The sequence below is a fragment of the Pedobacter sp. KLB.chiD genome, from assembly GCF_047040275.1.
In the GTDB taxonomy this organism is placed as follows: domain Bacteria; phylum Bacteroidota; class Bacteroidia; order Sphingobacteriales; family Sphingobacteriaceae; genus Pedobacter.
In genome coordinates, this window is the sequence record NZ_CP178207.1 from 4,738,989 (window position 1) to 4,756,717 (window position 17,729).

Genomic DNA, 17,729 nt, shown 5'->3' on the forward strand with positions numbered 1-17,729 from the left:
AATAGATAATTTTGGATTTTTAACCGATTATAGAAATCTTTTGTAATGTTTCGGTCTGTGAGGACACAGACCTGGGATCCTGGTATACTTTAGGGAGGAAGAATAGGTCGTTTTGCGCTGGGCGTTCGGAGTTTAGCGTCGATTCACTGTGAGACTCCAAGCTCACTACGCCGTGCTCCCAACTAAACCCGCTGTTGTGCCTTCAGTGCGAGATATTGATTAATTACATTAACGGTAAGCTTTTGTGGCGGTGTAAGAATAGCCAAAATACCATGTTTGTTCAATTCTTTAACCATCAGTTTTTTCTCGTAAATAAATTTCTCTGCAATGGTTTTATGATAAATGCCTTCTACGTCTTTGGCAGGTTCCGTACTTAACCCTTTCAATTCAGTATTTTCGAAAAATACAGTCACCAGTAAGTGGTATTTAGCGATTCTTTTTAAATAGGGTAATTGGCGTTGGAGGGCCGATAAACTTTCAAAATTGGTAAAGAAAACCAAGAGACCGCGTTGTTTTACAACAGCACGAACGGTAGTATATAAAGCCTCAAGGTTACTTTCCAAATACCTCGTTTTCTCTTTATAAAGTACGTTCATAATGCTGCCCAACTGTGAAGATTTACGGTCGGCTGGCACTATCGATCCAATTGTTTCGGATATGGTAATCAGGCCAGCTTTATCTTCTTTAAGCATGGCCACTTTCGAAAGGGCAACGCTTGCGTTTATGGCATAATCAAGCAGACTCAACCCTTCAAAAGGCATGCGCATTACACGCGATTTATCGATGATACAATAGATATGCTGTGATTTTTCATCGATATAGGTGTTTACCATTAAACTGCTTTTTCTTGCCGTGGCTTTCCAGTTAATGGTACGGATATCGTCGCCGCCAACATAATTTTTAATCTGGTCAAATTCACTGCTTTGTCCGATCTTTCTGATCTTTTTAATTCCAAATTCGGTTAAATAGCGCGAAGCAGCCATTAATTCATATTGACCGAGATTGATGAACGATGGAAAAACAGGTAAAATTTTGGCTCCATCAAAACTGTAATGGCGGCTGATCAAGCCCAGGGGCGAGCTAATGTACACTCTAATAAATCCAAAATCATATTCACCACGCTTGGTTGGGCGCAGGTTGTAATAGATTGATTTTATTTCTGCGGGCTTTAAATGAAGCTTAAAGTCTTTATCACGGATCTGGAACTGAAAAGGTATCTCATCGATTACCCTTGCATTCACCCCAAAGCCGTAATCATTTTTTATTTCGATCTGTATTGGGTTTTCATCACCATTACTTAAACGTTTAGAAGTTAACCTTCGGGCTTCAATACCATTGTTATTACGGTATAGAATAAAAACATCAACAAAAAATAATAGGATAACAGTACCTGTTGCAATTTCAGGGATATCGCCTAACCACGCAAAAAAGAACTTCAGCAAAAAAAGTAAAATGCAGCATCCTAAAGCCACGAATAAACGATTGCTCAGGAATAGGTTTTTGTAATATTGCTGAAAGAATTTTTTCAATGTTGTTTAATCGGTTAATTGTTTAAATCGGTTAACTGGTAACTGCAAACTGGCTTACCTTGGTACTTCTATCTTTTTAATAATCTGGTGGATGATGTCGCTTGTGGTTAACCCTTCCATTTCCTTTTCAGGCGATAATAATACCCTGTGCGCCAATACCGGGATAGCAACAGCAATAATATCATCAGGCGTAATAAAATCGCGGCCCTGGATGGCGGCAAAAGCTTTTGCACTATGTACGATGGCTAACGAAGCCCTTGGCGAAGCGCCTAAATAAAGCGAGGGGTTATTGCGGGTTTCGCTTACAATCCTGGCAATAAATTCCAATAGTTTAGGTTCCACAAACAGGCTGCGGATAACCCCCCTGGCTTCCAGTATCCGCTGAATGGACAATACCGGTTTTACTTCGCTCAGCAATGTTTTGTTGACCAGGCTATGTTGTGCCAGTAAAATTGCGGTTTCTTCCTCCAGAGAGGGGTATTTGACTTCAATTTTAAATAAAAACCTGTCTAGCTGTGCCTCAGGTAAGCGGTAGGTGCCTTCCTGCTCGATAGGATTTTGGGTGGCCAACACCATAAACGGTTCGTCCATCCTGTAGGTTTCTCCATCAATAGTTACCTGGCGTTCTTCCATCACTTCGAAAAGTGCTGACTGGGTTTTGGCTGGTGCACGGTTAATTTCATCAATCAAAATAATATTGCCGAAAATCGGCCCTTTTCTAAATTCAAAATCTCCTGTTTTAGTATTAAATATCGGGGTTCCCAACACATCAGAAGGCATTAAATCAGGGGTAAACTGCACCCTCGAAAATTGGGCTTCTATAGATTTTGCAAGCAATTTTGCACTAAGCGTTTTAGCTACTCCCGGCACGCCCTCAATTAAGATATGTCCATCGGCAAGTAAACCAACAATTAAAAAGTCGATAACCTGTTTTTGGCCGATAATGATATTTCCAAGTACATTTCTGATCTGATTAACGGCTTCATTTAAGGCACTTAAATCGGTACGTGGATTAAACTGTTCTTGTTCCATTGCTTTGCGTATTTTTATAAAACTGTTCTATGCTGTCGTTTAAATAAATCAACTGGGTATCACTTAAGTTGCCCATAGTTGGGATTTGTATAAAATGCTGGGTAAGGGTTTTGGCCAATGCTTCGTTAATGCCTGTTTTCTCCATCATTACCTGGGCAAATTTGCTGTCAATTTCGTTGGTTTTTAGATAATACCTGGTTCTTAAGTATTCCAAAAAATAGTTGATTTTTTTTAAGGCAATATCCAGATTGTTGCGTTCGTGGTAATAAACGCTACCTACTACGTGAACAAAAGCCAGTGAAGAGTTGGTAAGCGGATCTGCAATCGGGATAATTCTTTGCCTGCGCTTCATATCGTACAGCACAAAAATAATCAAGCTGAATATGGTCAGATAATAAGCATATTTAAGTTCAGGGTGTTTAAAAAAGACCCTGAGCATATCTGTAGTAGTGGCTTTTTGAGCAGAAAAATATTCATCAAAAATGAGCTGTTGCGTTCCGTGTAAATAGCTTAAGGTTTTAGCAGCATATTCTGCACCATATTTATCCAATAGATTAAAATTAGTGTAAAAACCTGGCTCGGCAATCAGGTATAGATTTCCTTTGCCATAGCTGTAACGTACAAAATTGGGTTTCCCGTCTCCGTTTACGCCGAGTACAGTAGCCTTATTGGTATCGAGTTTATTATAATATTGACTGCCAATCCCTCTTTCAAAACCATAATTTGCCTCAGTTTTAAGGTTTGGGTTGGTGAAATTCAGCGTGTTGCCTTCTGCCGACATGGCACTAAGCGCTTGTAGTTTTAGGTTTTTTTCTATTTTTCCCAGATCGTAACTGGCAATAAAAACATCATTACCGCCCTGCATGTATTTAATCAGCTGATCAAAATCTGTTTTGCTGATATCTGCTTGCTGGGCAACGATTAAATAGGTTGTTTTGTTAAAATTTTTATCCTTTAAAGTATTGTAAATGGCAGTTTTAGACGGTATTATCTTTGCTTCCGGTAAAATATCTTTTATCCGGTGGTACAAAATGTAAGTTCCGTAAGGGATTTTATCCTTTACGGCATAAGTTGGTGCCCAGTTTGTTGGAGTAGGTTTGTTGTATTGCGCAACCAGGTACAGGAGAATCAGGATCGTACCAACAATCAGATATATTTTATAACCTTTCATTTGATCTGGCTGTTAAACTGATTGAACGATTGGTTGATAGGTTCAAATTTTACCTCATCAATAGGGAAATCTCCATACCAGATGTAATCAAACTGTAGGGTAAGCTTACCAAAATCATTTCTAAGTTCCGGTTTATCAATTTCCATTAAATAGTGGTAGTTGGTTTTGTCGGGCTGCCAATTGATGATTTCGGCATCACTCAGTTTTTTTAACGCCCTTAAATATAGAAGCCTAACTGCCAGTCGGAATTTCCTTTCGGCAATTAATCTTTGTAGCTCCTGTTCATAATCGATTTCATGGATGTTTTCGGTAATCACATCATATGGAAGGACTGTTGCTTTCGATTTTTTCCTGAATATGTTCTCGGCCCCGCTTATTTTAATTACGATAAACAAAATAAGCGCTATCCCTAATCCGATAAAAATGTACCTCGAAATTAAGTTAGAGGTTGCGCCCTGAATTAATGAGCCGATTAAATGCCAAAACCACCTCCAGAATTTATCCCACCAAGAAAGTTGCTGCGGGCCAATTTCATCATATTGAAATTCTTTTTGCTCCTTATAACTGCTGATGGAATCCTTATTAAATTTTAATGGGGTAATTTGAGCACTGTCCGTCCTGATTTCCTTAACAATAGGTTTGGGCTTAACAGTCTGTGCTTTGCTGATTACCGGAATAAAGAACAAAAGTGAAGCGAGAAGATATTGGAACAGTGCGCGTTGCATTTTAGTATTCTTCAGGTCTGCTATCAATAGGTTTGCCGGTATCACCAAAATTTGAAATCCTCTCCATTAAACCGGTGCTTTCTTTTTGTTCAACCAAACTGAAATACGCCAATGAAATGGTAATGATGGGGATAATGGTAAATACCTGGCATAATGACTGCAGAACCGTTGTGATCATGGTAAGTGTTAATGACATGTGCGGGCCTTTATGCGTGAACATTCCAATCATATTAAAGAGACTGGTAGGTAGAATAATCATGCTCATACAGGCATAAACAATAATCCATATGACGATTAGCGTGCCAAAGGTAACCCAGAAGTTATCTTTTATAATACTGAAACTTCTACTAAAGGAATAGCCAAAGGAGCCGTTTTCAATCACCATTATCGGAAACATCATCGCTACATAAGGAAACAGCCAAAAGCCGGGCACGAGGCAAAACACAAAAGCAATAATCAACATGATGATCAATAGGATAGAACTACCAAAAATCCTGAAGAAATAATGTTTAAAGTATCCCCATACCTCCTCTGTAGTTGGCGTTTGGTTTCCTTTTTTTACATAAATGGCTACATAAGAAAGTATGGCAACACTCATGCTGGCATACGAGGCTAAAGAAAATAAAATAGAGAGAAAATATTCTATTCCATACAACGATGAGAAACCTAAGCCATTGTTATTTCTGCCGTTACCGATGGTATTGATCATGTTAACCATTTTATATTGTTGCATTAACATGGTTAACATGCTGGCCAGTACAAATAAACCACAAAATGTAAAGTATATTTTGATTAGCGGCTTAAAATTTTGACGCATGAAGGTAAAGGTATCGTTGATTACCTGTCCGAAATCTCTTCTTTTTTTAAATTCAATTTTCCCTAGCATGTGAGTGTTACTTGTTATGATAGATTTTAATAGGGTAAATAAATATATACCAGATGATAAAAGCTGCAGAAGATAGCAAAATCAGTACACTTAACCACAAAGGCATTTCAGTATGTCGGGTAACAAAGCTTTCAAAAAATGCGGCCACAATAAAAATGGGTATCAGACCTATTACCATTTTTAATCCATCCTTTGCGCCTCTTAATAAAGAGGCCATTCGGGTATAGGTTTTAGGAAATAAAAGACTATTACCTAAAACCAAACCAGCTGCACCCGCCAAAACAATAGCCGATATTTCTAATGTCCCATGAATCCATATCACCAGAACCGATTGAAAGCCCAGGCCTTTGCTAAAAAAGAAATATTGAAATGACCCGAGCATGATACCGTTTCTGAATAACGAAACAATAGATCCAAAAGAAAATATAATGCCCGAAACAAAGGTGTATAGTGCAACAAAAATATTGTTAAACCCAATTTGCATAAACATCATCAATTCATTACTCTGCTTATAAACCCCAAAAGGATCACCTTTAGCAATATTTTCATTCGTCATGTTTACATAAGCGTCGCCCATAATCAAACGAACAAAAGTATCGTCGTATTTGGCCGATAGAGCGCCAATAGCACACGAAACCAAAAAAAATGCCAGGGCATAAAGTACCTGTTTTCGATGTTGCAAGAATATTAAGGGAAGTTCAGTTTTCCAGAAATGAATAAAGCGGTTCGATTTTTCCTTTTTGTTTTTGTAAACAGACTGGTGTAATTTGGAAGCTAAGCCGTTAAGATAGGCCGTAGTTTTCGAGTTCGGATAAAATGTTTTTGAGAAGGCCAGATCGTTGGTAATCTCGATAAACTGATTGGCCACTTCATCAGGACTTGCCTGTTGCATCGAATCGTAATGCTGCCACTTCTTCGAATTCTGTTTAACAAATAATGCTTCTCTCATTTAAAGGCGTTACCAAATCTTGGGTTAAAATAGCTAAATTTTTATGGAAATAAAATCCGCATTATTATCAGATTTTTTCACTCATCAAAACAAATATACATAGATGAACCAGCTAAACTGAAAATATAATAAAACTTTAGTTACAAAAAATAGAGATTTACCTGCGGCTATTATCTTAAAAAAAATTATGTTTGAATATGGATAGCATCAGAATTAGCACGGCTCAGAATATTGATATTGATTACGAAATTGCCGGTCTTGGAGAACGGATAGCTGCAAGATGTATCGACTTGGCCGGATTTGCAGTTCTTGCTGTAATTACACTGATTGTTATGGGCGCAGCCCGGATGGGCATGTCAGGCATTGCTGCAATGATCATTTTTTTTATTTTTCTGGCCATTTTTATTTTCTATGATCTGGTGTGCGAAATCACTATGGATGGACAAACTTTTGGAAAAAAGGTGTTAAAGATCAAGGTGATCAGCATTGATGGTACACAGCCAACTTTTGGACAGTATATTTTCAGGTGGTTATTCCGGATGATTGATTTTGGCTTTCCTTTTGGCTGGGGCGTTGTCGCACTGGTATCGGTAGCCATAACCAAAAACCACCAGCGATTAGGGGATTTGCTGGCCAAAACTACATTAATTAAAACCAAACCCCGTACCGAATTGGCCAATGTAGCATTCAGTTTTAATTTACCCGAAGAATATGAACCGCTGTTTAAGGAAGTACTGCATTTAAATGATCGGGATATAGAGCTTATTCATGAAGTGTTAACCAGTTATTATCAAACAGGGAATCCTGATCTAATTTATGCCATGGCGGCTAAAACCAAAGCCCATACTTTGGTAAACATTCCAGCTGGGATGAATGAATTACAGTTTCTGGAAACCGTGTTAAAGGATTATAATCACCTCACCGCTAACATGGGCGTTTAGCTAAAAAAACATTTTTTGTAAATAGCAGATCATTACAAAATTGCCAATAATAAGAACCAATACCTTAAAGATAAAAGAGCGTTTCTTCAACTGAAATCTATACAATAGACCAGCTGAGATAAATAAAAACAGTAAGGGAATAGTTGGAGGATAAAGTGACCAGCTTTTTGACAGATCGCCTTGAATAAGCGCAATAAAAGACCTCTGAAAGCCGCAGCCCGGGCAATCGACCCCGGTTAAAGCCTTAAATGGGCAGGGGATTAAATGATTTTGCAGCCAATCAACCAGGTTAATTAAGCTGCAAAATATAAAAATGATAAACATCCTAAATTATACTACTGGTGGCGGAGTATCATTTGAATGATCCTGATTATCAGTTGGTTTATTAAAAGGATTGGTGGTACTGTTAAACGGGTTGTTTGGATTGTTAAAAGGATTATTTCCAAAACCATTATTTTGTGCTTCTGCAGCTGATGGACCCAGGTATTTAGCATCTCCAAAACCTAAAATTGGCCAAAAGATGTAAGGGAAAATAACCATCCCCACCGTAAAGCCTTCTGACTTGCCAAAGCTTTTGCTAACCAAATTATAAAGCCATACTGCAAACACAATATTAACGCACGGAATGATTAACCATAAAATCCAGATCATGGGTTTGCCAACAATCTCTAATAAAATTATTAAATTGTAAATCGGAATAATAGCCGCCCAACCTGGTTTTCCTGCTTTTTCGAACACTTTCCACATGCCCACAATCATGAGAACGATTATCGCAAGATATAAAATTGCAATGCCCCCTCCAATACCTGCGGCTACTCCGCTTGATTCATACTCATTCATAAATTACTGTCTTTAAAGGTGATTAATTTAAATTGTCGAACTAAAGTAATTTTTTTTATTCAAAAATAGAATAAATGAGTATTTAATTATTTCAACAAGGCAGCTACCTTTGTTGATAAAGCAGTGGCCCATTCGGTATACATTTTACCGCTTGGATGCAATCCATCTTCTGCTACTAATGATAGGTCGGTTGCTGCGTTTCTCGATGCGGGTGTGATATTGGTGTAGTTTACGCCGGCTGCAAGTGTTATTTCCTGGTTTGCCGCGTTAAAGCTATCAATTTCGCTGGCTATAGTTTGCGTGCTTCTTCCTGAGTTTTTGCCAAAAGGAGTAACGCCCCAATCGGGTATGGAAACTACAAAAACCCTGGCTTTATTACCACCTGCATAAGTAATTGCCGTTTGCAACAATTCTGAGAATTCCTTTTTATAAGTGCTTAAAGGGTAACCTCGGTACTGGTTGTTTACGCCGATTAAAAGCGTCACAAAACTGAAGGTGCCATTTAAATTTTCACTTTTAATGGCCGCCTGAAGCTCGTTGGTGGTCCAGCCTGTAACCGCAATAATTTTGGGAGTTGCTACGGTGATGTTTTGAGCTTTTAACAAACCCTGAAGCTGATATGGAAAAGATTCGGCTTGCTTAACCGATTCGCCAATGGTATAAGAATCGCCCAGAGCTAAATAAGTGAAATTTCCTGTCGAGTTTGATGGTTTGGTAATTTGATCTGTATTTGGCTCGTTGATCATGGGGGCTTTTTTAGTACAGCCCGAAGTTAAGAAAGAAAATAAAATGGCACTTAATAAAAACTTCATAACTTAATTTACGAAGTAGACTTAAACATGGTTTTGTTTCTTGCTAAACCAAGTTCATTTTAAACAATTCCGCAATATGGTCTTTCAGTCTGCCTTTAACTTCTTCCATATCCAACTGATAACCCAATTCCTTGGCTAAAGAGGTAACCGCTTTATCATCAATTCCGCAGGGAACAATATTTTTGAAATAATCCAAATCTACATTTACATTGAAGGCAAAACCATGCATAGTAACCCATCTGCTGCAACGCACGCCCATAGCGCATATCTTGCGTGCTTTTTCATTATCGGCATCTAACCAAACTCCGGTAAAACCAGGATAACGCCCGGCTTCTATCCCATAATCCTTTAAGGTAAGGATAACGGCTTCCTCCAGGGTGCGTAAATATAAATGGATATCGGTAAAGAAATTATCAAGATCAAGGATCGGGTAGCCTACAATCTGTCCTGGGCCATGATAGGTAATATCGCCACCGCGGTTTATTTTATAATAGGTTGCCTGTTTATCTTTTAAACCCTGTTCGTCCAACAATAAATTTTCGGGGTGACCGCTTTTACCTAAAGTATAAACATGTGGATGTTCGCAAAATATAAGATGATTGGGTGTAGGCTTATTCGTGTTGTTAATCCGGTTTTCTGTTTTAATGGCTACCGTTTTATTGAGCAGATCTTCCTGTTTATCCCATGCTTCCTGGTAGTCTGTTAAGCCCCAATCTGCAAAAATGGTTGGTTTTAATGTTGTTGCAATTGCTTTGTCCGCTGTCTCGTTCATCTCCATGTAAATTAAGAATTGCCGGCTACGTAGCCTAACATGTAACCGTCTGTTGTTTTAAAATAATTAATGGTCAGTTCCCGCGTACCTGATGGCAGCTCTACCAATGCGTTTAGTGAACCTTCGTTTTTTAGCTTAAAAGGTTTGATATGAATATGTTGCTTAAATTCCAATCCTTTTTTGCCATGCCACTTATAAATTGCCTCTTTGGCACACCAGGCTACATACAAGCCATCCGTATTATCACCGATCTGTTTTTGGGCAAGCTCTAAATCACTTAAAAATTTATGTTTAATGCTTTTTATTTTATGTTTAATGAGTTCAATATCAATACCAACAGGGTGGTCTTTGCTAATCATTACGGCAGCATAATCGTAAGAATGGCTTAACGAAATATGGTAATCAAAATTAACCAGATAAGGTTTGCCATGTTCATCAAACTGGCAGTCGATATACTCGGTCGTGTTTAGCATGGTTCTCAAAAGCAATCTCGTGCTTAACCAGTGCAATAGCCTTTTGCCGCTGTTTAACGATGAAATAATATCATGTTCATGCTGCTTAAGCTGCAGTCCGGCCAACAAGTCTTCCTCTGTTTCCTCAATTTTCCAGATGGCTAAAACAGAATGCTGATCAATATTTTTGTGGTAAATGATTGGCATTGATTAAATTGGAGATTACATGCAAAATTATCTTAAATAAATGATAATTTAGGCCAAAAATACGCATAAAAATGATATTATCTGATAGCAGGATATTGGAAGAAATGGAGAAAGGAACAATCATCATCGAGCCTTTTAAACGCGAATGTTTAGGAACCAATTCGTATGATGTTCACTTAGGTAAATATCTGGCTACCTATAAAAGCCGTGTGCTTGATGCGAAGGCGCATAACGAAATTGAACATTTCGAAATTCCTAAGGATGGTTATGTACTTTACCCGGGTACGCTATACCTGGGGGTTACCGTAGAATATACCGAAACACACGGACATGTACCTTTTTTAGAAGGAAAAAGCAGCACCGGGCGCTTAGGTATCGATATCCATGCCACGGCAGGTAAAGGCGATGTTGGTTTTTGTAATACCTGGACATTGGAAATATCGGTAGCGCAACCAGTAAAAGTTTATGCCGGAATGCCTATTGGCCAATTGATTTACTTTGTTGTTGAAGGTAAGATTGAAACGATGTACAATGCAAAAGGTAACGCAAAGTACAATAATAAAACCACCAGGCCGGTAGAAAGCATGATGTGGAAGAATAAGTTCTAAACGATATTGTTTCGGGGATCTGTTTATTGTCAAAGCTGAAAGCTTGAAAGGGACCGGTCGTCAAATGGGATTAAGGCTGCCTACGACATTACATGCCCGTTTCCTAAACCACAAACTACTTGTTTTTCTGATTAATAAAAAGCGTCATTTTTTGGAGCGCAGGGATGGTACAACACAATAATTTTGCTTCCGTTTTCCGCTTGTACGCTTCGCTGCCTCGTGCCTCGTTGCTGCAGGGTACCGCTGCAACCCGGCCTGCAACGGGCAGGGGGGCTAATTGGCCAATGCGGTATTCCATGTGTGGGGTTGCAGGGTGCAGAAAACCTTGTTTCTAAACCCGATTTCAATGTAAAGCCCGGATCCCGATTTCATCGGGAGAGGACTTGAAATGAAAAGCGGGACTATCCGCCCCCAGGAAATACTGAATGCTGATTTCCCAATCCTATTTCGGTCGGTGCGGCACCAACAGATCAAATATTTGGTTACACCTGTATGTGATTTTCGAGGTATTAGGTGCATAAACCTTTGTCTCTAAACTCGATTAGGCGGAATAGCCCCGAGCGTAGTGAGGACTGTAAACAAAAGCGGGGCTACCCCCCCAAAGACCACTGCATGCTCATTTCCAAACCCCTTAGCGGGCAACATATTTTTTCATAGAAATGAAGTGCAGATTCTCATCTGCCTCGCGGCCTGCCATTCAATCAATAAAGCAAATTTGAGTTGTCAACTAAAAACTTAGAGGTAAAACTAAATTTCATGCTTACTTCATAAAAGTATGCCTTAGGTTTTGTACCTTGACACGTATTTAATTGTACCTTAACCACATGAAACTTAAAATTACTCTCGCCATTGGTTTTTTATCTCTCCTTATTGTTTTTGGCGCATTTAAAATGGATGATGATCCATTTAGTCAGCTTTTAAAGAAACTAGAAGATTATACCAATAAATATCCCCAAGAAAAAGTCCACCTTCATTTAGATAAGCCTTATTATGCCATTGGAGATGATATCTGGTTCAAGGCTTATGTGGTAAATACCAAAACTTCGGCGCCATCAGATATCAGCAAAATCCTGTATGTAGAGCTGATCAATGAAAAAGATTCGCTAAAAAAACAGGTTAAATTGCCTGTTATGGGCGGAATTACATGGGGCGATTTTAAGCTGACAGATTCGCTTGCCGAGGGTAATTATAGAATCAGGGCCTACACCAACTACATGCGTAATTTTGGCACCGAATTCTTTTATGATAAGACCATTAAAATCGGAAATAGCTGGGCCAACAAAGTTTTTACAAAAACCGTTTACAATTTTGCCAAAGAAAACAATGCAGATAAAGTTACTGCAACCATTCATTTTGAAGATAAAAATGGTATTGCTTATAGCCAGAATGAAGTAAGTTATGATGTGCAGTTAGATTACCGCTCCGTTAGCAAAGGGAAAGTTAAAACCAGTTTAACAGGCGATGCCGTGATTAATTTTACCAATAACCAGCCCTTTCAAAATAAATCTGGAAAAATTATTGCAACCATAACGCTCGATAATAAACAAAAAGTGATCAAATCTATCCCGATTACATCGACCTCTAATGATGTAGATGTGCAGTTTATGCCAGAGGGAGGTACTCTGGTTGAAGAGCTGCCACAAAAGGTAGCGATCAAAGCGGTAGGGTCCAATGGCCGTGGAGAGGATGTTACAGGCAGTATTATAGATGAAACGGGAAATGAAGTGACCACTTTTTCTACAGATTACCTGGGTATGGGAAATTTCGTGTTCAATAGTCAGGACGGTAGATCATATTCGGCAAAAGTTAAGTTTAAAGATGGTTCTGAAAAGACGATTAAACTTCCGGTAGCGGTTAAGAGTGGTTATGCACTTTCAGTGAATGCTCTGGATACGGGTAAAGTAGTGGTTAAAATTATGGCCAGTGCCGATCTTAATAATGGAGCTGAATTAAAAGTTGTTGCCCAGCAAGGCGGCAATGTATATTATGGCTCCAAAGCCAAAATGGATAAACAAGTACTGATGGCCAGTATTCCGAAAAAGAATCTGCCGCTGGGTGTTGTTCAGTTTACGTTGTTTTCAGGCACCAATCAGCCTTTGGCAGAACGTTTGGTCTTTATAAATAACAAGTCAGAACTAATTGATGTATCACTTAATTCATCTGGTGTATCAAGTTCAAAAAGAGGTAAAGCAGCTTTTACTTTTAATGCAACTAATGATCAGAAACCTGTTTTAGGTAGTTTTTCGGTAGCGGTTACCAATGCCACAAAGGTTGCTCCGGATGAAAACAATGAATCGAATATCCTTACTTCACTGTTACTTACCTCTGATTTGGCCGGCTACGTAGAACAGCCCAACCATTATTTTCTAAAAGATGATCTTCAAACACAAAAAGAACTCGATAACCTGATGCTTACCCAGGGCTGGCGAAGATTTCTTTGGAAAAATATTATCAATAATGTTGGTCCGAACATCACTTATAAGCCTGAACAGTCTATCACCATCAGCGGAACGGTAATGAAAGGCAATAAGCCTGTACCTGGTGGTAAAGTAATGCTTATGGCCACAAAAGGAACGATGTATATTTTGGATACGGTAACCAATGCCGAAGGAAAATTTGTTTTTGACAACTTAAGTTTTGGCGATAGTACAAAGTTTGTGGTCCAGGCAAGAACGAAAACAGAACGGAAATTTGTAGACATTAATCTGGATATTGTTCCCGGACAGATTGTGACAAAAAATAAAAATGGAGCCGATGTCGACATCAATGTAAACAATACTTTAATGAAGTACATTAAAGAAAGTGATAACTATTTTAATGAAATGACCCGTTTGGGTTTGCTGGAGCGGACCATTAAACTTGATGAGGTAACCATTACGGAAAAGAAAAATCCGGCTAAAAATTCTTCCAACTTAAACGGAGCTGGTAGAGCTGATTTTGTAATGACAGCCGACGAGTTATCTACCTGTGTTACCTTGTCTCAATGTTTGCAGGGGCGTTTACCAGGTGTAATATTCAGGGGGAATGTGCCATACCTCATGCGTAGTCAGGATACGCCAATGGGGATTATTGTTGATGGGATGCAAATGGAGGCCGATTTTTTGGATAATATTGTGCCTATGGATGTTGAATCTATTGAGTTGCTAAAAAGTATTGGTAATACGGCCATCTATGGTTCAAGAGGTGGTGGAGGATTACTTATTATTACGACTAAACGTGGCGACGGCGGCAGAAGTGTAAATAAATATGCACCAGGAATTCTAACACTTAATCCTAAAGGATTTACGGTTTCAAGAGAATTTTATTCTCCAAAATACGATAACGCAAGCGCTGGAAACAAGCCCGATTTAAGAACAACTATTTATTGGAACCCACAGGTTGTTACAGATAAAGAGGGAAAAGCACAATTTGATTTTTATAATGCGGATGAGCCTGGCACCTATCGCGTAGTAATAGAGGGAATAGACGCTGCAGGGCATTTGGCCAGAAAAGTGTATACTTATGATGTTAAATAGAGAAAAATAGATAAATTTGAATTAGTATGCATGCATAGTTTATGCTGGGTATGTTTGTCTTAATACCAGATTCGTAAATCTTGATACTATTTAAATATGAATACAATAAAAGTAAGCGTTAAAGATCGCCTGGCAACCATCACATTAGATAGAGGTAAGTCAAATGCCTTAAACCGTGAGTTAATTACAGCGCTAAACGATATGCTTAAAAATATTTCCGCCGATGATAACATTGGCGGTGTGATATTAACCGGAACAGCGCCTTTCTTTTCTGCTGGATTGGACCTGGTTGAACTCTATAACTATAACGAAGACGAGGCTAAATCTTTCTGGCAGTTGTTTTTGAATTTTACAGCCAATATGGTTTCATTTAAAAAACCAATGGTGGCCGCTATTAGCGGACATAGTCCGGCCGGCGGTTGTGTAATGGCATTAGCCTGCGATTATCGGGTAATGGCAGAAGGGCAATACATTATTGGCTTAAATGAAGTGCCGGTAGGTATTATCGTACCCAATAGTATTTTCCAGTTATATGCTTTTTGGATCGGTAAAGCCGAAGCGACCCGCAGTTTGCTGTCTGGCAAATTATATAATCCTGAAGAAGCGTTAAAGGTTGGCCTGGTAGACGAATTGGTTAAAAACGAGAGTTTATTAACAGCAGCCGAGCGCAAAATTAAAAAGTACATGGAACTAGAAAGTAATACCTGGTCGCAAAGTAAAGTAAATATCCGCGAAGAGCTGATTGCTGCGGTATCTGCCGACCAATCTGCTACGCTGGAAAAAATGCTGGCCCAATGGTGGTCGCCTGCAACTCGCCATATCTTACAAACAATTTTGGCTAACCTGCAGAGGAAGTAGTTTGCATGTTACAATGGGCAGTTTCCAGCCTGGGAATAATGCTATAGACCGTTACCCGTTTCAATAAATTAATCAGTTTAGCAAATTGACTGATTTAAACAGTTAACCAATTAACCAAATTAATTATGTTCAATTATAATTCACCAATGCTCAGAGAAGATGCTTTAAAAGGAAAAACCATCGTTATTACAGGTGGAGGGACGGGCCTTGGGAAGGCGATGGGTGTTTATTTTTTGAAGTTAGGCGCTAATTTAGTCATTACCAGCCGCAAGCAGGATGTACTGCAAAAATCTGCCGATGAAATGGAGGAAAAAACTGGAGGTAAAGTGCTGGCTGTAGCTTGCGATGTGCGGGAAATTGAACAGGTAGAAAACGTACTGGCAAAAACGTTAGAACGGTTTGGCGCTGTTGATGTATTATTGAACAATGCCGCTGGTAATTTTATTTCTCCCACTGAACGCTTATCTGCTAATGCCTTTTCTTCTATTATCGATATTGTTTTAAAAGGAACGGTTAATTGTACACTTACTTTTGGTAAACATTGGATCAGGGAGAAGCAGGCCGCAACAGTTTTAAATATTATTACTACTTATGCTTTTACAGGCTCCGCCTATGTTGTACCCTCCGCTTGTGCAAAAGGGGGTGTTCTGGCATTAACAAGATCTTTGGCGGTAGAATGGGGGAAATATGGTATCCGTACCAATGCCATTGCACCAGGTCCATTCCCCACAAAAGGCGCATGGGAGCGTTTGTTACCCGGCGATTTGGCTAAAAAATTCGATTTTAAAAACCGTGTGCCTTTGAAAAGAGTGGGCGATCATCAGGAACTGGCCAACTTAGCGGCATTTCTGGTGAGCGATTTTTCTGCTTACATCAATGGAGAAGTCATTACCATTGATGGCGGCGAGTGGTTGCAGGGGGCAGGGCAGATGAATGGTTTGGAAGCCATCCCTAACGAAATGTGGGATATGTTGGAGCAAATGACGCGAAGCGCTAAGTAATTTAAAACGTAAGAATGTAATATGGATGATGGGTAATTTCCGTTCGCCGAATACATCATCCATCTTACCTTTTTCCATTCTACATATTGCCTTTCCATCATCCGTCTTTTTCCATTTTCCCTCTTACATTTTTATTTATCTTTGCCGGTATGAATATCTTACTTTTAGGTTCAGGCGGCAGAGAAAGCGCATTCGCTTGGAAAATGAGCCAGTCTTCGCACTGCGATAAACTAATTATTGCTCCAGGTAACGGTGGTACAGGGGCTTATGGTACCAACATCAACATCAATGTAAACGATTTTGATGCCATCAAAAAAGTAGTGCTTACCGAAAACATCGAACTCGTTGTGGTAGGCCCTGAAGAACCTTTGGTAAATGGTATTCATGATTTTTTCCTTGCCGATCAGGCTATTGCCCACATTCCGGTTATTGGGCCAAAAAAAGAAGGTGCTATTCTGGAAGGAAGTAAAGATTTCTCGAAACAGTTTATGGAGCGTCATGGTATTCCTACTGCGGCTTCAAGATCTTTCACGCCCGAAACCTTGGAGGATGGATTGGCCTACCTGCAAAACCATGCCTTGCCTGTTGTTTTAAAAGCAGATGGTTTGGCAGCGGGTAAAGGAGTATTAATCTGTACGGAAACCATCGAAGCCCAGGAAGAATTAAAACTGATGCTTGGTGGTAAATTTGGTGCAGCAGGGGCAACAGTTGTGATCGAAGAGTTTTTAAGCGGAATTGAACTTTCGGTGTTTATTTTAACGGATGGTGAAAACTACATCACACTTCCTTCGGCTAAAGATTATAAGCGGATTGGCCAGGGCGATACCGGTTTAAATACCGGTGGCATGGGGTCAGTTTCGCCTGTTCCTTTTGCCACGCCAGAATTTTTGGCCAAAGTAGAAGAACGTATTATTAAACCAACAGTTAATGGTTTAAAGAAAGATCATATTGATTATACCGGTTTTATCTTTTTTGGACTGATTAAAGTTGGAGAAGAACCCTTTGTGATCGAATACAATGCACGGATGGGTGATCCCGAAACCGAAAGTGTGATCCCCAGAATTGAAAATGACCTGGTGGAACTGTTTCTGGCTACCGCTAAGAAAGAATTAAACCAGGTTAATTTAGTGATTTCGGAGCAAACAGCTGCCACGGTAATGATTGTGGCAGGTGGTTATCCGGGCGACTACCTGAAAGGTAAGGCTATTACCGGAATCGAGAACTTACGCCATTCCAATGCATTTCATGCCGGTACATTATTAGAAAATGATGTCGTGAAAACAAACGGAGGCAGGGTGATTGCCATTACCAGTTTACAGAAAGATCTGTTCACGGCTTTACAATCTGCAACCGCTGATGCAGGTAGGATTTATTTTGACGGAAAATATTTCAGGGAAGATATCGGGTTCGATTTGATTTAAAAGAGGATAG

17 protein-coding genes are annotated in these 17,729 nt (G+C 39.3%); 6 read left to right on the forward strand and 11 right to left on the reverse strand.

From position 1 onward, the window contains the following. Window positions 1-182: 182 nt before the first annotated feature. From ACK1I8_RS19590 to ACK1I8_RS19615, 6 genes are read right to left on the reverse strand one after another with little or no spacing between them, the layout of a single operon-like run. Window positions 183-1,529, reverse strand: a complete 1,347-nt coding sequence (locus tag ACK1I8_RS19590; protein ID WP_412466960.1) for a DUF58 domain-containing protein — start codon at window positions 1,527-1,529, stop codon at window positions 183-185. Between the two features lie 54 nt (window positions 1,530-1,583). Next, window positions 1,584-2,561 carry an AAA family ATPase gene (locus ACK1I8_RS19595; RefSeq protein ID WP_412466961.1) on the reverse strand — a complete coding sequence of 326 codons (978 nt, stop codon included), beginning with the start codon at window positions 2,559-2,561 and terminating at the stop codon, window positions 1,584-1,586. Continuing rightward, on the reverse strand, window positions 2,542-3,732 hold the full coding sequence (locus ACK1I8_RS19600; protein ID WP_412466962.1) for a DUF4350 domain-containing protein: 1,191 nt from the start codon (window positions 3,730-3,732) through the stop codon (window positions 2,542-2,544). Before ACK1I8_RS19600 ends, ACK1I8_RS19595 begins: the two co-directional genes overlap by 20 nt. Continuing rightward, complete coding sequence (locus ACK1I8_RS19605; RefSeq protein WP_412466963.1) at window positions 3,729-4,457, reverse strand: DUF4129 domain-containing protein; 729 nt, start codon at window positions 4,455-4,457, stop codon at window positions 3,729-3,731. Before ACK1I8_RS19605 ends, ACK1I8_RS19600 begins: the two co-directional genes overlap by 4 nt. 1 nt (window position 4,458) lies before the next feature. Next, the gene (locus tag ACK1I8_RS19610) at window positions 4,459-5,343 is read right to left on the reverse strand and encodes a hypothetical protein (RefSeq protein WP_412466964.1); all 885 of its coding nucleotides are present in this window, start codon (window positions 5,341-5,343) and stop codon (window positions 4,459-4,461) included. Window positions 5,344-5,350: 7 nt separating this feature from the next. Then, window positions 5,351-6,292: a stage II sporulation protein M gene (locus ACK1I8_RS19615; protein WP_412466965.1), complete on the reverse strand. Its 942-nt coding sequence runs from the start codon at window positions 6,290-6,292 to the stop codon at window positions 5,351-5,353. A 197-nt stretch (window positions 6,293-6,489) separates the two neighbouring features. Between ACK1I8_RS19615 and ACK1I8_RS19620 the strand changes: the two genes are divergently transcribed. After that, on the forward strand, window positions 6,490-7,233 hold the full coding sequence (locus tag ACK1I8_RS19620; protein ID WP_412466966.1) for an RDD family protein: 744 nt from the start codon (window positions 6,490-6,492) through the stop codon (window positions 7,231-7,233). Here the strand turns inward: ACK1I8_RS19620 and ACK1I8_RS19625 are convergent, their stop codons facing one another. From ACK1I8_RS19625 to ACK1I8_RS19645, 5 genes are all read right to left on the reverse strand, one after another. Further along, complete coding sequence (locus ACK1I8_RS19625; RefSeq protein ID WP_412466967.1) at window positions 7,234-7,557, reverse strand: DUF2752 domain-containing protein; 324 nt, start codon at window positions 7,555-7,557, stop codon at window positions 7,234-7,236. Window positions 7,558-7,563: 6 nt separating this feature from the next. Further along, the gene (locus tag ACK1I8_RS19630) at window positions 7,564-8,073 is read right to left on the reverse strand and encodes a DUF5684 domain-containing protein (protein ID WP_412466968.1); all 510 of its coding nucleotides are present in this window, start codon (window positions 8,071-8,073) and stop codon (window positions 7,564-7,566) included. A gap of 86 nt (window positions 8,074-8,159) precedes the next feature. Then, on the reverse strand, window positions 8,160-8,885 hold the full coding sequence (locus ACK1I8_RS19635; RefSeq protein WP_412466969.1) for an SGNH/GDSL hydrolase family protein: 726 nt from the start codon (window positions 8,883-8,885) through the stop codon (window positions 8,160-8,162). A 43-nt stretch (window positions 8,886-8,928) separates the two neighbouring features. Beyond that, window positions 8,929-9,657, reverse strand: a complete 729-nt coding sequence (gene lipB / locus ACK1I8_RS19640) for a lipoyl(octanoyl) transferase LipB (protein ID WP_412466970.1) — start codon at window positions 9,655-9,657, stop codon at window positions 8,929-8,931. An 11-nt stretch (window positions 9,658-9,668) separates the two neighbouring features. Next, window positions 9,669-10,316, reverse strand: coding sequence for a 4'-phosphopantetheinyl transferase family protein (locus ACK1I8_RS19645; protein WP_412466971.1), 648 nt, complete (start codon window positions 10,314-10,316; stop codon window positions 9,669-9,671). A 71-nt stretch (window positions 10,317-10,387) separates the two neighbouring features. Here ACK1I8_RS19645 and dcd point away from each other — a divergent pair, with 71 nt between their 5' ends. The 5 genes from dcd (at window position 10,388) to purD (ending at window position 17,719) form a co-directional block, all read left to right on the forward strand. After that, the gene (dcd, locus tag ACK1I8_RS19650) at window positions 10,388-10,924 is read left to right on the forward strand and encodes a dCTP deaminase (protein ID WP_335318946.1); all 537 of its coding nucleotides are present in this window, start codon (window positions 10,388-10,390) and stop codon (window positions 10,922-10,924) included. An 824-nt stretch (window positions 10,925-11,748) separates the two neighbouring features. Then, on the forward strand, window positions 11,749-14,439 hold the full coding sequence (locus ACK1I8_RS19655; RefSeq protein ID WP_412466972.1) for a TonB-dependent receptor plug domain-containing protein: 2,691 nt from the start codon (window positions 11,749-11,751) through the stop codon (window positions 14,437-14,439). Between the two features lie 96 nt (window positions 14,440-14,535). Continuing rightward, window positions 14,536-15,297, forward strand: a complete 762-nt coding sequence (locus tag ACK1I8_RS19660; protein WP_412466973.1) for an enoyl-CoA hydratase/isomerase family protein — start codon at window positions 14,536-14,538, stop codon at window positions 15,295-15,297. Window positions 15,298-15,422: 125 nt separating this feature from the next. Next, window positions 15,423-16,298: an SDR family oxidoreductase gene (locus tag ACK1I8_RS19665; RefSeq protein ID WP_412466974.1), complete on the forward strand. Its 876-nt coding sequence runs from the start codon at window positions 15,423-15,425 to the stop codon at window positions 16,296-16,298. Window positions 16,299-16,447: 149 nt separating this feature from the next. After that, complete coding sequence (gene purD / locus ACK1I8_RS19670; RefSeq protein ID WP_412466975.1) at window positions 16,448-17,719, forward strand: phosphoribosylamine--glycine ligase; 1,272 nt, start codon at window positions 16,448-16,450, stop codon at window positions 17,717-17,719. Window positions 17,720-17,729: the final 10 nt, after the last annotated feature.

Coding starts and splice junctions, on each gene's coding strand:
- ACK1I8_RS19595 (WP_412466961.1), bottom strand. CDS start 2,561: ATGGAACAAGAACAGTTTAATCCACGTACCGATTTAAGTGCCTTAAAT.
- ACK1I8_RS19600 (WP_412466962.1), bottom strand. CDS start 3,732: ATGAAAGGTTATAAAATATATCTGATTGTTGGTACGATCCTGATTCTC.
- ACK1I8_RS19605 (WP_412466963.1), bottom strand. CDS start 4,457: ATGCAACGCGCACTGTTCCAATATCTTCTCGCTTCACTTTTGTTCTTT.
- ACK1I8_RS19610 (WP_412466964.1), bottom strand. CDS start 5,343: ATGCTAGGGAAAATTGAATTTAAAAAAAGAAGAGATTTCGGACAGGTA.
- ACK1I8_RS19615 (WP_412466965.1), bottom strand. CDS start 6,292: ATGAGAGAAGCATTATTTGTTAAACAGAATTCGAAGAAGTGGCAGCAT.
- ACK1I8_RS19620 (WP_412466966.1), top strand. CDS start 6,490: ATGGATAGCATCAGAATTAGCACGGCTCAGAATATTGATATTGATTAC.
- ACK1I8_RS19625 (WP_412466967.1), bottom strand. CDS start 7,557: ATGTTTATCATTTTTATATTTTGCAGCTTAATTAACCTGGTTGATTGG.
- ACK1I8_RS19630 (WP_412466968.1), bottom strand. CDS start 8,073: ATGAATGAGTATGAATCAAGCGGAGTAGCCGCAGGTATTGGAGGGGGC.
- ACK1I8_RS19635 (WP_412466969.1), bottom strand. CDS start 8,885: ATGAAGTTTTTATTAAGTGCCATTTTATTTTCTTTCTTAACTTCGGGC.
- lipB (WP_412466970.1), bottom strand. CDS start 9,657: ATGAACGAGACAGCGGACAAAGCAATTGCAACAACATTAAAACCAACC.
- ACK1I8_RS19645 (WP_412466971.1), bottom strand. CDS start 10,316: ATGCCAATCATTTACCACAAAAATATTGATCAGCATTCTGTTTTAGCC.
- dcd (WP_335318946.1), top strand. CDS start 10,388: ATGATATTATCTGATAGCAGGATATTGGAAGAAATGGAGAAAGGAACA.
- ACK1I8_RS19655 (WP_412466972.1), top strand. CDS start 11,749: ATGAAACTTAAAATTACTCTCGCCATTGGTTTTTTATCTCTCCTTATT.
- ACK1I8_RS19660 (WP_412466973.1), top strand. CDS start 14,536: ATGAATACAATAAAAGTAAGCGTTAAAGATCGCCTGGCAACCATCACA.
- ACK1I8_RS19665 (WP_412466974.1), top strand. CDS start 15,423: ATGTTCAATTATAATTCACCAATGCTCAGAGAAGATGCTTTAAAAGGA.
- purD (WP_412466975.1), top strand. CDS start 16,448: ATGAATATCTTACTTTTAGGTTCAGGCGGCAGAGAAAGCGCATTCGCT.